10 protein-coding genes are annotated in these 11,913 nt (G+C 63.5%); 4 read left to right on the forward strand and 6 right to left on the reverse strand.

What is annotated here, in order from left to right:
* Window positions 1-5: 5 nt before the first annotated feature.
* Complete coding sequence (locus ACVOLZ_RS10995) at window positions 6-989, reverse strand: LysR family transcriptional regulator (protein ID WP_481516172.1); 984 nt, start codon at window positions 987-989, stop codon at window positions 6-8.
* Between the two features lie 179 nt (window positions 990-1,168).
* Here ACVOLZ_RS10995 and cysG point away from each other — a divergent pair, with 179 nt between their 5' ends.
* From cysG to ACVOLZ_RS11010, 3 genes are all read left to right on the forward strand, one after another.
* On the forward strand, window positions 1,169-2,620 hold the full coding sequence (gene cysG / locus ACVOLZ_RS11000; RefSeq protein WP_481516173.1) for a siroheme synthase CysG: 1,452 nt from the start codon (window positions 1,169-1,171) through the stop codon (window positions 2,618-2,620).
* 20 nt (window positions 2,621-2,640) lie between these two features.
* On the forward strand, window positions 2,641-3,600 hold the full coding sequence (gene cysK / locus ACVOLZ_RS11005) for a cysteine synthase A (RefSeq protein ID WP_481516174.1): 960 nt from the start codon (window positions 2,641-2,643) through the stop codon (window positions 3,598-3,600).
* Between the two features lie 170 nt (window positions 3,601-3,770).
* A complete protein-coding gene (locus ACVOLZ_RS11010; protein ID WP_481516175.1) occupies window positions 3,771-4,361 on the forward strand; it encodes an O-acetyl-ADP-ribose deacetylase in 591 nt (196 codons plus the stop codon).
* A 185-nt stretch (window positions 4,362-4,546) separates the two neighbouring features.
* Here ACVOLZ_RS11010 and ACVOLZ_RS11015 read toward each other — a convergent pair whose 3' ends face one another.
* The 5 genes from ACVOLZ_RS11015 to ACVOLZ_RS11035 form a co-directional block, all read right to left on the reverse strand.
* Window positions 4,547-5,866, reverse strand: coding sequence for a M1 family metallopeptidase (locus ACVOLZ_RS11015; protein ID WP_481516176.1), 1,320 nt, complete (start codon window positions 5,864-5,866; stop codon window positions 4,547-4,549).
* A 227-nt stretch (window positions 5,867-6,093) separates the two neighbouring features.
* On the reverse strand, window positions 6,094-7,098 hold the full coding sequence (locus tag ACVOLZ_RS11020; protein ID WP_481511567.1) for a class I fructose-bisphosphate aldolase: 1,005 nt from the start codon (window positions 7,096-7,098) through the stop codon (window positions 6,094-6,096).
* Between the two features lie 164 nt (window positions 7,099-7,262).
* A complete protein-coding gene (pyk, locus tag ACVOLZ_RS11025; protein ID WP_481516177.1) occupies window positions 7,263-8,729 on the reverse strand; it encodes a pyruvate kinase in 1,467 nt (488 codons plus the stop codon).
* A gap of 569 nt (window positions 8,730-9,298) precedes the next feature.
* The gene (locus ACVOLZ_RS11030; protein ID WP_481516178.1) at window positions 9,299-9,943 is read right to left on the reverse strand and encodes an HAD-IA family hydrolase; all 645 of its coding nucleotides are present in this window, start codon (window positions 9,941-9,943) and stop codon (window positions 9,299-9,301) included.
* The gene (locus ACVOLZ_RS11035) at window positions 9,940-11,118 is read right to left on the reverse strand and encodes a phosphoglycerate kinase (RefSeq protein ID WP_481516179.1); all 1,179 of its coding nucleotides are present in this window, start codon (window positions 11,116-11,118) and stop codon (window positions 9,940-9,942) included. Before ACVOLZ_RS11035 ends, ACVOLZ_RS11030 begins: the two co-directional genes overlap by 4 nt.
* An 81-nt stretch (window positions 11,119-11,199) precedes the next feature.
* Between ACVOLZ_RS11035 and ACVOLZ_RS11040 the strand changes: the two genes are divergently transcribed.
* On the forward strand, window positions 11,200-11,754 hold the full coding sequence (locus ACVOLZ_RS11040) for a GNAT family N-acetyltransferase (RefSeq protein WP_481516180.1): 555 nt from the start codon (window positions 11,200-11,202) through the stop codon (window positions 11,752-11,754).
* The last annotated feature ends 159 nt before the right edge of the window (window positions 11,755-11,913 follow it).

The following is an 11,913-nucleotide window of genomic DNA, read 5'->3' on the forward strand; positions in this document are numbered from 1 at the left end:
CTCATTCAGACCGTAATCGTCTGCGTCAACGATTCCCAGGTCGGTGGTACCGGCCAATCGGCCTGCTGATTGCCATCCAACACCCGGCGGAGATCACGCTTGTCGATCTGCGGTGCAAGCACGTGCACCAGCTCCAAGGCGTAATCACGCAAGACGCGATCGCGCGGCAACACCGCCCAAGCGATGCACTCGGGGATCGATGCCGGCGCCGGCCAGGCGCGCAGGTCGGTGTCGTTGGCGCTCACCGCCATTTCCGCGAGCAGGCCCACGCCCAGTCCTGTGCGCACATAGGTCTTGATCAGATCCGCGTCCAACGCGGTCAAGGTCAGGTCCGGCTCCAGATCCAGCGCGGCAAATGCACGACGCAGCGAGGAACTGGTGCGAGTGGAAGATTCATAGCTGATCAACGGATGGCTGGCCAATGCAGCCATGTCCGGCGTTACCCCAGCACGATCCAGCGGGTGGCCCTTGGGCACCAGCACCAAGCGGCGCCAGCGATACAAAGGCACCGCAATACCGGTACTCGGTTCGCCACCTGCAGTACTGATGATGGCGATGTCCGCATCGCCTTGGCTCAGCAGATCCAGCGCATCACTTTCAGCGGCCTGCTGCAGGTGCACGCTCACTTGCGGATAAGCCAACTTGATACGTGCAACCGCTGGCGGCAACACGAAACGTGCCTGCGTATGGGTCGTGGTCAAGATCAACTGGCCGTGGCTTTCGCGGCGCTGGTTGGCAGCGTAGGTGCGAATGTTATTGGCTTCGGCCAACACGCTGCGCGCACGGCTGATCACTTCTTCTCCGGCAGGCGTCACCGACTCCAGGCTTCTCCCCTTTCGCACGAACAACAGAAATCCCAACTCGTCTTCAAGCTGTTTGAGCTGTTTCGACAACCCCGGCTGGGTGGCATGCACCCGTGTCGCGGCGAGCGTGATGTTCAGCTCGGCATCGGCAATAGCAACGAGGTAACGCAGTTGGGTAAGTGTCATCGCGGTGTTGGAGAGAGATCTTCAGTAAGGAACTGTGAAGAATGTAGGCCAAAACGGTCTCGATACTTATAACCTAAAGTTATCTGACCCGGGGCGCTTTTCATTTCCGGCGCTGTGGGGCCGGCGCTACGGTCACGGTCCTTACTCCGACTACCTCCGCCATCGCCTTGGACAGCCCCTTGTTCCCCCTGTTTGCCGACCTCAAAGGTCGGGCCGTGTTGGTCGTTGGCGGGGGCGCGGTGGCCGAGCGTAAGACCGAGGCGCTGCTGCGCGCTGGTGCCCTGCCCCGGGTCGGCGCACCGGCTTTGAGTCCGGCACTGCAGAAGTTGGCCGATGGCGGCCGCATCCAATGGCTGAATGGTCAGTTTGATCCGGCCTGGCTGGACCAGGCGATCTGGCTGGTGATTGCCGCCACCGATGACACCGCCATCAACCGTGCGGTCGCCGAGGCCGCCGAGGCGCGCCGCCTGTTCGTCAACGTGGTCGATGATGCGGCCCTGTCCGGCTTCCATGTACCGGCGGTGGTCGAACGCGGACCACTGCAGATCGCCATTTCCAGCGGCGGCGGTGCGCCGATGGTGGCGCGGCATGTGCGCCGCCAGATCGAAGAACTGTTTGATCAGGCCTGGGGCCAGTTGGCGCAGCTGGTCAGCCGCAAGCGTGGACTGATACGCGAGCGCTTCCCCGAACTGGCCGCGCGCCGCCGCTTCTTCGACCGGCTGATTGAAGGTCCATTGCTCGGCCTGTTGCGCGCACGCCAGTCGATCGCTGCCGAAACCCAGCTCCTGCTGGACATGGGCGCCGAAACCCCGGTCCATGCCGGCTCGGTGGTGCTGGTCGGCGCCGGCTCCGGCGACCCCGGCCTGCTCACCCTCAACGCCCTGCGCGCACTCAATCAAGCCGATGTGATCCTGCACGACCGTCTGGTCAGCGCCGAGGTGTTGCAGCTGGCGCGGCGCGATGCCGACTTCATCGAAGTCGGCAAATCCGCACAGGGCCGCAGCACCGCGCAGGAACACATCCATGCCTTGATGCTCGAACACGCCCGCGCAGGCAAGCGCGTGGTGCGGCTCAAGGGTGGCGATGCCTTCGTGTTCGGCCGTGGCGGCGAGGAGCTGCAGTTCCTGCGCGCGCAAGGCATCGCCTTCGAGGTGGTCCCCGGCATTACCGCTGCGCTGGCGTGCGCCGCTTACGCCGGCATTCCACTGACCCACCGCGATCATGCCCAGCAGCTGCGGCTGGTCACCGCGCACTGCAAGGACTCGTTGGACACGCTGGATTGGAAAGCACTGGCAGAGCCGCGGCAGACCCTGGTGTTCTACATGGGCGTGGCCGCGCTGGCGCAGATCCGCAGCCACCTGCTCGGCGCCGGGCTGGCGGCCAGCACGCCATTCGCCTTGGTCGAGAACGGCTCACGTGGCAACCAGCGCGTGGTCAGCGGACAACTGCGCCAGCTACCCGAGGCGGCGGCCCAGCACCAGGTGAAGTCACCGGCATTGCTGATCCTCGGCGACGTGGCGGCGCTGGCCGATGAACTGCATTGGTTCGGCGACGCACCGCTACACGCAACGCCTACTGTTTCCTCACTTTCCGCAAAGACAGCACCGCCCACACTGGCCGACGCCGCCTGACCACCTCCCCGGAGATTTCAATGGCTCTGTACAACAGCATCCTGGACACCATCGGCAATACCCCGGTGGTCAAGCTCAACCGCCTGGCCCCGACCGGCGTCGACATCTACGTCAAAGTCGAGTCGTTCAACCCGGCCGGTTCGGTCAAGGACCGCCTGGCCCTGGCCATCATCCTCGACGCCGAGAAGAAAGGCCTGCTCAAGCCCGGTGACACCATCGTCGAAGCCACCTCCGGCAATACCGGCGTTGCCCTGGCGATGGTGGCCGCCGCACGCGGCTACAAGTTCGTCGCGACCATGGTGGAAACCTTCTCCATAGAGCGCCGCAAGCTGATGCGCGCCTATGGCGCCAAGGTGATCCTCACCCCGGCCGCCGAGCGCGGCAGCGGCATGGTGCGCAAGGCCAAGGAGCTGGCGCAGCAGCACGGCTGGTTCCTGGCCAGCCAGTTCGCCAATCCGGCCAACCCGGCCTATCACCGCCAGACCACCGCCGCCGAGATCCTGCGCGACTTCGCCGGCAAGCGCCTGGACTACTTCGTCAGCGGCTGGGGCACCGGCGGCACCCTCACCGGCGTCGGCGAAGTGCTGAAGCTGGCCCGCCCGGAAACCCGCATCATCGCCACCGAACCGGCCGGTGCCGCGCTGCTGGCCGGCAAGGACTTCACCCCGCACAAGATCCAGGGCTGGACCCCGGACTTCGTCCCGGAGGTGCTCAACCGCAACGTCTACGACCAGTTGCTATCGGTCCAGGACGAGCGTGCGATTGAGACCTCGCGCCGTCTGGCTGCCGAGGAAGGCATCTTCGTCGGCATCTCCTCCGGCGCCACGGTTGCCAGCGCGCTGGATGTGGCCGCCACTGCCGAGGCCGGCTCGGTGATCCTGGCGATGCTGCCGGATACCGGCGAGCGCTACTTCTCCACGCCGCTGTTTGCCGACATCAACGACGGCTCCGACGACGACTGGCTGGCCGGCCTTCCGTAATAGTCGTTACTTAACCCGTCAGCAACGCGAAGGCCGCCTATGCGGCCTTCGTGCTTTTCTGTGCCCTTGAATCGCGCCGGATGAGACGGCATGAGCGCAGACTGCAGCAGTGCCTGGCCCGGCGGCAGCCGTCACACTTTTCTCATACATCGCAATGGAAGATCACGGCCATGAACATTGAAGTTTGGCAGGGCGACATTACCGAACTGGCGGTTGACGTCATCGTCAACGCAGCCAATGAAACCCTGCTTGGCGGCGGCGGCGTGGACGGTGCAATCCATCGGGCCGCGGGCCCCGGCCTGCTGCACGAATGTGAGCAGCTGCCTGAGCTGCGTGCAGGCGTGCGCTGCCCTACCGGCGAAGTGCGCGCCACCGGCGGCCACAATTTGCCGGCCAAGCATGTGTTCCATACCGTTGGCCCGGTGTGGCGCGACGGTCGCCATGATGAAGCTGCATTGTTGGCCAATTGCTACTGGCAGTCGTTGCGGCTGGCCGAGCAGATGGGCTTGGAGTCGATCGCGTTCCCGGCGATCAGCTGCGGCGTGTACGGCTACCCGCTGCATCAGGCGGCGGTCATAGCCGCCACCGAGACCATGACCTGGCAGAAGAGCCATGCGCGGCCTTCGCGGATAGTGCTTGTGGCGTACAACGCTGCGGCGTTCAAGATCTATCAGCAGGCCTTGGCCAGCGCTGGGCCGACGCAGGAGCAGGCGGGGTCTGTGCTGGCGTCGTTTGCAGGTGGGTTTGCGGCTGCGCATTGAGGTGTTTGGCTGTTCGAGCCAAGCAAAAGCGAAAACCTACCCCTCCCCAACCCTCCCCTTCGCTGCGCGAAAGGGAGGGGGTAAGAGCGGCTACCCGCGATCTGACCGACCTGCACAAACAGCCCCTCCCTTTGCCGCAGGCAAGGGGAGGGTTGGGGAGGGGTCGCTCTTCGCAACAAAACCAATCACCCAACTTCACCACCCACCCCATAAACCCAGGCATCAAAGAACCCCTGCAGCGAGCGCCCCGCCGCACGCTCCATCGCCTTCTGGAAATCTGCCGTAACCACCGATTTTCCATCGTTGGCCCGCGTGTACTCGCGCAAACCACGCCAGAACAGCTCCTCGCCTAATTCCAACCGCAAGCGGTGCAGCACGTATGCGCCTTTCTTGTAGACCACCGCACGATCATCTGCGCTGGGCTTGTTCCAATCCGGGTATACCAATGGCCGATCAGCGCCCTTCGCTCGTAAAGCCAGCACCCGCTGTTCCCAGCCCTGCACCATCGTCTGGTACGCCGCCTCGCCCTGCGCGTGTTGCAGCCACGCAGCAGTCATGAAGTTGGCAAAACCTTCGTTGAGCCAGAAGTGCTCCCAGCTCTTGCAGGTAATACGATTACCCCACCATTGATGCGCGGCCTCGTGCGCCATCAAGCCCGTCTGGGTGGAATCTGCAAGTACCTCCTGCCCATAGGCTTCGGACATCAGCGATAGCCCGGCCATTTCCTGGCCGATGGTGCGTTCCACCAAGGCCTGACGGTAATCGCCCTGATAGGCCAGGCCCGCACGCTCAGCGAAGAAATCGAGCATGTCGCCGGTGGCGACGAACAGTTTTCCCAGTTCCGCTTCGGAGCGATCCAGCGAGTAGTAATGCAGCTTGCTGGCACCATGCGACTGCTGCACATGCCGGTAAGGTGCCGCCGCAAAACCGTAGATATAACCCGGCATCGGTGTGCGCAGCTGCCAGCGATGCTCGATGCGACCATCCTGCAGCTGCCGTGACGGCAAGGCATCGCCTACCGCAGTGGTTTGTAGGTCCTTGGGTACACGCAATGCCAGCATCAAGGTGGCGCGTTCGTCCGGCGCATTGATCGAGGGCATCCACTGATCGGTGGAGAAGATGGTGTAGACCTCATTGCGCGCCGGTGCGAACTCCAGGCCGAAGCGCGGCTTGCCGTGGTAGTGCAGGCGCACGCTGGTCTCCTCGCCGGCAGTCAACGGCGCTGCCAGACTGACAGTCAGCTTTCCATCGGCCTGCTGGAAGTTCACCGCCTTGCCGTTGTGCGCGGCTGAATCGATGACCAGTTCGCCACTGTCCAGAACCAACTGCTGCAGTGGAGCGGTTGCGTTGAATCGGACGAGAGTTTCGCCCTGCAGCTCACCTGCCGCGATATCCAGATCCAGGGTGGTTGCGTAGTGCTGGATATCGAAGTTTCTTAGTTCCGCAGCGAAGGCGGGTACGGCCATGGTCGATGCGAACAGTCCCAGCACGATTCTGCGATTCATCGGATCATCCCTGACAGAAAATCCGATTGTAGGACGTCGAGCTTGTAGGAGCGGCGTAAGCCGCGAAGCTGAAAATGCTCAGGCTGTCTGGAGTGACTGCAATTGCAGCCACCTCGACTGTTTTGTTGGCACCAGTTTCGCGGCTTACGCCGCTCCTACAAAAAAAACAAAAAACAAAACGCCGGCTGTTGGCCGGCGTTTTGTTTCAACTCACGCAGGTTGGCTTATCAGCCTTCCCACTTGCCCTGTGCAGCCAGGCCGTTTTCCTTGGCGCGCTCGTACACGGTCTTCTGTGCGGCGGCGTAATTGCCCTTCATGTCCTTGGCCCACAGCTTCAGTGCAGCCTGCTGCATGGCGCGGCCGTAGGAGAAGCTCAGCGGCCACGGCAGGGTGCCCACTTCGTTCATGGCGTTGAGGTGAGCGGTGGACTGCTCGTCGCTCTGGCCACCGGACAGGAACACGATGCCCGGCATGATCGCCGGCACGGTCGACTTCAGGCACATCACGGTGGACTCGGCCACTTCCTCGACATCAACCTGCTCGTCGCAGGTCTTGCCCGGGATCACCATCGAGGCCTTCAGGATGGTGCCTTCCAGCACAACATTCTGCTGGTACAGGGCGTCGAACAGCGAACGCAGGGTGGCTTCGGTGACTTCGTAGCAGGTCTCGATGTCGTGGTCGCCGTCCATGATCACTTCCGGCTCGACCATCGGCACCAGGCCGCATTCCTGGCACAGCGCGGCATAACGGGCCAGCGCATGCGCGTTGGACTCGATGCAGGTACCCGACGGCATGTTCTCGCCGATGTTGATCACCGCACGCCACTTGGCGAAACGCGCACCCAGCTTGTAGTACTCCTGCAGGCGCTCGCGCAGGCCGTCCAGGCCTTCGGTCACCAGCTCACCGGGGCAGCCGGCCAGCGGGTGCGCACCCTTGTCGACCTTGATGCCCGGGATCATGCCGTGGTCGGCCATGTACTTGGCGAACGGCACGCCGTCCTTGGTCGACTGGCGGATGGTTTCGTCGTACAGGATCGCGCCGGAGATGTGCTCGTTGAGCTTCGGCGTGGTCAGCAGCAGTTCGCGGTAGGCGCGACGGTTTTCTTCCGTGTTCTCGATGCCGACGCTTGCGAAGCGCTTGGCAATCGTACCGGTGGATTCGTCAATGGCGATGATGCCCTTACCCGGGGCGACCATGGCCTGTGCGGTTTCAGCCAGCAGTTCGATGCTCATGAGGTTCCTGTGACAGCGTGCGGGAAAACCCGGATTATAGCCCGGCACGCTCACCGGCTGGCTGCCCGCAAGGTCTGGAACCGGTTTCAGGCTGTCATGTCAGGACAAAACCTGTCCGCTCCGATCAGTTGATGACCGGAGCGGTGGCTTGCTGCTGGCGTCGCTTACAGGTCGCCCAGACCGCTGGCGCGGCCGTCGTTACCCACTTCCAGCAGACGCAAGGTGTTGGTGGCGCCATGGGTTTCCATGTGCTCACCGCTGGTGAACACCACGCGATCACCCGCTTCCAGCAGGTTGGACTCGACCAGCAGACGGATGCTGCCGCGCGCGGCTTCACGCGGGGTGAAACCGCGGCTGTCGAAGTTGATCGGGAACACATCGCGCATCAGCGCCATCTGCCGACGCGCACCGTCATGGCGGGTGACCGCGTAGATCGGCGACTTGGCGCGGAAGCGCGACAGGTAACGCGCGGTACCACCGGATTCGGTCATCGCCACGATGGCGCGCACGCCCACGTGCTGGGCCAGGAACATCGTGGCCATGGCGATGGCCTGATCGGCGCGCTCCAGGTTGCGCGGCGAAGCGTTGAAGTCGGTCTCGGTCTGGAACTGGCGCTCGGCACCCAGGCAGATACGGGCCATCGCCTCGACCGCCTTGACCGGATAGGCGCCGGCCGCGGTTTCGGCCGACAGCATGACTGCGTCAGTACCGTCGATGACCGAGTTGGCCACGTCCAGCACCTCGGCGCGGGTCGGGATCGGGCTCTCGACCATGGACTGCAGCATCTGGGTGGCGGTGATCACCACCTTGTTCTGCGCCAGCGAGGCCTTGATGATCTTCTTCTGCAGGCCCGGCAGCTCGGCGTCGCCGATTTCCACGCCCAGGTCACCACGCGCCACCATCACCACATCGCTGGCGTCGACGATCTCTTCCAGGTTCTCGATGGCTTCAGTGCGCTCAATCTTGGACACCAGCGCGGCGTAGCAGCCATGCGACTCGGCAATTTCGCGCGCGTCGTTCATGTCCTGTGCGTTGCGGCAGAACGAGACAGCGATGAAGTCGACGCCGATCTTGGCAACGATGCCGATCAGCTCCTTGTCGCGCTCGGTCAACGCGCCCAGCGACAGGCCGCCGCCCTGCTTGTTCAAGCCCTTGCGGTCGGACAGCACGCCGTCATTGAGCACGGTGTTGATGATGCGCTCACCCTGCACTTCAACAACCTGCAGCTGCATCAGGCCGTCGTCGAGCAACAGCACGTCTCCCGGGCCCACGTCCTGCGGCAGGCCGAGGTAGCTCACGCCCACCTGGGTGGTGTCACCGGCCGGTGCCGAGGTGCTGGCGATCAGATCGAAACGGTCGCCGGCCTTGAGCTTGATCTTGCCTTCGGCAAAACGCTCGATGCGAATCTTCGGGCCCGGCAGGTCGGCCAGGATGCCCACTTCCACGCCTACGCGCTGGGCGGCGGCACGCACGTCGGCGGCACGCTTGGCCTGGCCGGACGGATCACCGTGGGAGAAGTTCAAACGCACAACATTGACGCCGGCGCGGAACAGATCGTCCAGCACGCCCGGCGCGTCAGTTGCCGGCCCGAGGGTGGCGAGGATCTTGGTGCGGCGCTGACGTTCAATCATTGTGCGTAGTCTCCCTAATAGACCGCCGAAAGTAGCACATCCATTGCATGACAACGATGTCGCATACGATTTCATACGACACTTTCTGCTGTGTCCCAAAGACAGGCCAGACAGTCGATCTGGACATACCGTACGGTATGACAACGCGGGACCTATAGCTGACTTGCATAGGTCGATAAGCGAAGGTGATAGCTCAGCACGCGGATGTTGCTATTGCGTGTTGGCTTGAGGGGGAATTGTGCTGCTTTGCAGCAAGGGAAGCTGACAGTGGAGACATGCCGTGGACATCGTGCGACAAGTGAAGCATGACCGGCGCGAGCGTCTGGGGCCTTTCCACTGAGACCTCTCAGATCGTCATTCCCGCGTAGGCGGGAATCGCTCTTGGCTCTTGGCTCTTGGCTCTTGGCTCTTGGCTCTTGGCTTTCGTCCTTTTCGACTCACCGCAACATCCCGAGTCAAAAGCCCAAAGCGATTCCCGCCTACGCGGGAATGACGAATAGAAATTTTTCTGAGGTCTGAGCGTGTTGTGGCTCCGAATGCCGGAGCCAGCCACAGTCAACAACCTTCAATCAACCACGCAAGACCGCCGCCAACTCATCCGGCGCAGCCACCAGCGCACCAGCCCCGGCAGCCTGCAATTCTTCGCGACCACCAAAACCCCACAGCACGCCGACATTGCGCATGCCATGGTGACGCGCACCTTCGATATCCATGCGGCGGTCACCGATCATCCAGCACTGCGAGGCCTGCAACGACAAACGCTGCAAGGCCTCGGCGATCAACTCCGGCTTGTGGCTGCGCGAGCCATCTTCGGTCGCACCGATGATGTCCTCGAAGCAGCTACCAAACGGCAGGTGCTCGACAATGCGCCGCGCGTGCGGCTCGTTCTTGGCGGTGACTACGGCAAGCCTATGCCCGGCCGCGTGCAGGTCCTGCACGACATCACCGATACCGGCGTAGATGTCGTGCTCCTTCCAGCCATGCACATCGAAACGCTCGCGGTACAACTCCACCGCCCGCTCCACGCGCAGGGCGTCGCCAAACAAAGGCTTGAAGCTGGTACGCAGCGCCGGGCCGATCCACTTGCGCAGCTCCGCATCGCCAGGCACCGGTTGATCCATCTGCTCCAGTGCATAGGCCACGCAGCGGGTGATACCGACGGCCGAATCAATCAGCGTGCCGTCGAGATCGAAGAAGAAAACATCGCGGCTCACGAGCCGCGCGCCTCCAATGCTGCCACCGCCGGCAAGGTCTTGCCTTCCAGGAACTCCAGGAACGCGCCGCCGCCGGTGGAGATATAGCTCACCTGCTTGGCGATGCCGTACTTGTCGACCGCTGCCAGAGTGTCGCCACCGCCAGCAATCGAGAATGCATTGGAGCTGGCGATGGCCTTGGCCATTGCTTCGGTACCCTTGCCGAAGGCATCGAACTCGAACACGCCGACCGGGCCGTTCCAGACCACCGTGCCGGCCTTGGCGATCAGCTCGGCATACTGCGCAGCTGTCTGCGGGCCGATATCCAGAATCATGTCATCAGCTTCCACCGCAGCAACCGCCTTGACCGTGGCCGGTGCGTCAGCGGCGAACGCCGGGGCCACCACCACGTCGATCGGCAGCGGGATTTCAGCGCCGCGTGCCTTGGCATCGGCATCGATCTTGCGCGCGGTGTCGAGCAGGTCGTTCTCGACCAGCGACTTGCCCACGCCATGACCTTCGGCTGCGATGAAGGTGTTGGCGATGCCGCCACCGACGATCAGCTGGTCGACCTTGCTGACCAGGCTGGACAGCAGTTCCAGCTTGGTCGAGACCTTGGAGCCGGCAACGATCGCCAGCAGCGGACGCGCCGGGTTGGCCAGCGCCTTGTCCAGCGCGTCCAGCTCAGCCATCAGCAGCGGGCCGCCAGCAGCAATCGGAGCGAAGCGGATCACGCCATGGGTCGAGGCCTGCGCGCGGTGCGCGGTGCCGAAGGCGTCCATCACGAACACATCGCACAGCGCGGCGTACTTCTGCGACAACGCCTCGTCGTCCTTGCCCTCGCCCACGTTCATGCGGCAGTTTTCCAGCAGCACGATCTGGCCCGGGGCCACGTCGACGCCGTCCACCCAATCCTTGACCAGCGGTACGTCTACACCCAGCAGCTCGGACAGGCGCTTGGCCACCGGTGCCAGCGAATCGGCCTCGCTCCAAACGCCTTCCTTGGGACGACCCAGGTGCGAGGTCACCAGCACGGCAGCGCCTTTCTCCAGCGCCAGCTTCAGGGTCGGCAGCGAGGCCGTGATGCGCTGTTCGGAGGTGATCTTGCCGCTCTCGTCGATCGGCACGTTCAGATCCTGGCGGATCAGTACGCGCTTGCCGGAAAGGTCGAGGTCGGTCATGCGAACGATGGACATGGCAGGATCAGCTCCGCAAAGTAGGGGGAAACCGCAATTCTCGCCCGCCTCGCCGACCGGGGCAAACCTTGAGTGAAATGGATGTCACCACGTCTGCCGCAACCCGAACTGTCCAGCCCCCGCCTGCGCCTGCGCGAGGTCCGTGATGACGACGCTGCGGCGCTGTTCGCCATCCACAGCGATGCGCGGGTGATGCGCTACTGGAGCTACCCGGCTTGGACCGAACTGGCACAGGCCGAACAGAAGATTGCCGATATCCAGCGCCAACGTCGCGAGCTGGACATGCTGGTCTGGGCGATTGCCGACGCGGACACCGACTTGCTGATAGGCAGCAGCGCCATTTTCTACATGGACCTGACACAGGCGCGTGCCGAGATCGGTTACAGCCTGCATCCCGACTGGCAGGGCCGCGGTCTTGCCAGCGAAGCCCTGCAGCTGGTACTGGGCTACGCGTTCACCGAGCTGGGGCTGCGCCGTATCGAAGCCGACATCGACCCACGCAACCTGCCCTCTTGCCGCCTGGTGGAAAGGTTCGGCTTCGTCCGCGAAGGCCTGCTCCGCGAGCGCTGGCATGTAAATGGCGAAATCTGCGACAGCGCCATCTACGGCCTGCTGAGCCAGGACTTCAAACTGTAGAGCCGAGCCATGCTCGGCTGGGGCCTTACCAGCAACCCACACCACTTGTGGGGGCGGGGGGAGGCCCGCCCCGGGGCCAGGAAACACAGCCGGGGGGGAAACCCCGTTAAACCCCCGAGGCCGGTTTGTGATGGCCCCCCAAGCCGGGGGGGGCCCCCC

It is taken from the genome of Stenotrophomonas sp. STEN020, assembly GCF_056760195.1.

Excerpts from the sequence above, each read along its gene's own strand:
- ACVOLZ_RS11015 (WP_481516176.1), bottom strand. The coding sequence starts at position 5,866 with ATGAATCGCAGAATCGTGCTGGGACTGTTCGCATCGACCATGGCCGTA.
- pyk (WP_481516177.1), bottom strand. The coding sequence starts at position 8,729 with ATGATTGAACGTCAGCGCCGCACCAAGATCCTCGCCACCCTCGGGCCG.
- ACVOLZ_RS11010 (WP_481516175.1), top strand. The coding sequence starts at position 3,771 with ATGAACATTGAAGTTTGGCAGGGCGACATTACCGAACTGGCGGTTGAC.
- ACVOLZ_RS11020 (WP_481511567.1), bottom strand. The coding sequence starts at position 7,098 with ATGAGCATCGAACTGCTGGCTGAAACCGCACAGGCCATGGTCGCCCCG.
- ACVOLZ_RS11040 (WP_481516180.1), top strand. The coding sequence starts at position 11,200 with ATGTCACCACGTCTGCCGCAACCCGAACTGTCCAGCCCCCGCCTGCGC.
- ACVOLZ_RS10995 (WP_481516172.1), bottom strand. The coding sequence starts at position 989 with ATGACACTTACCCAACTGCGTTACCTCGTTGCTATTGCCGATGCCGAG.
- cysK (WP_481516174.1), top strand. The coding sequence starts at position 2,641 with ATGGCTCTGTACAACAGCATCCTGGACACCATCGGCAATACCCCGGTG.
- ACVOLZ_RS11035 (WP_481516179.1), bottom strand. The coding sequence starts at position 11,118 with ATGTCCATCGTTCGCATGACCGACCTCGACCTTTCCGGCAAGCGCGTA.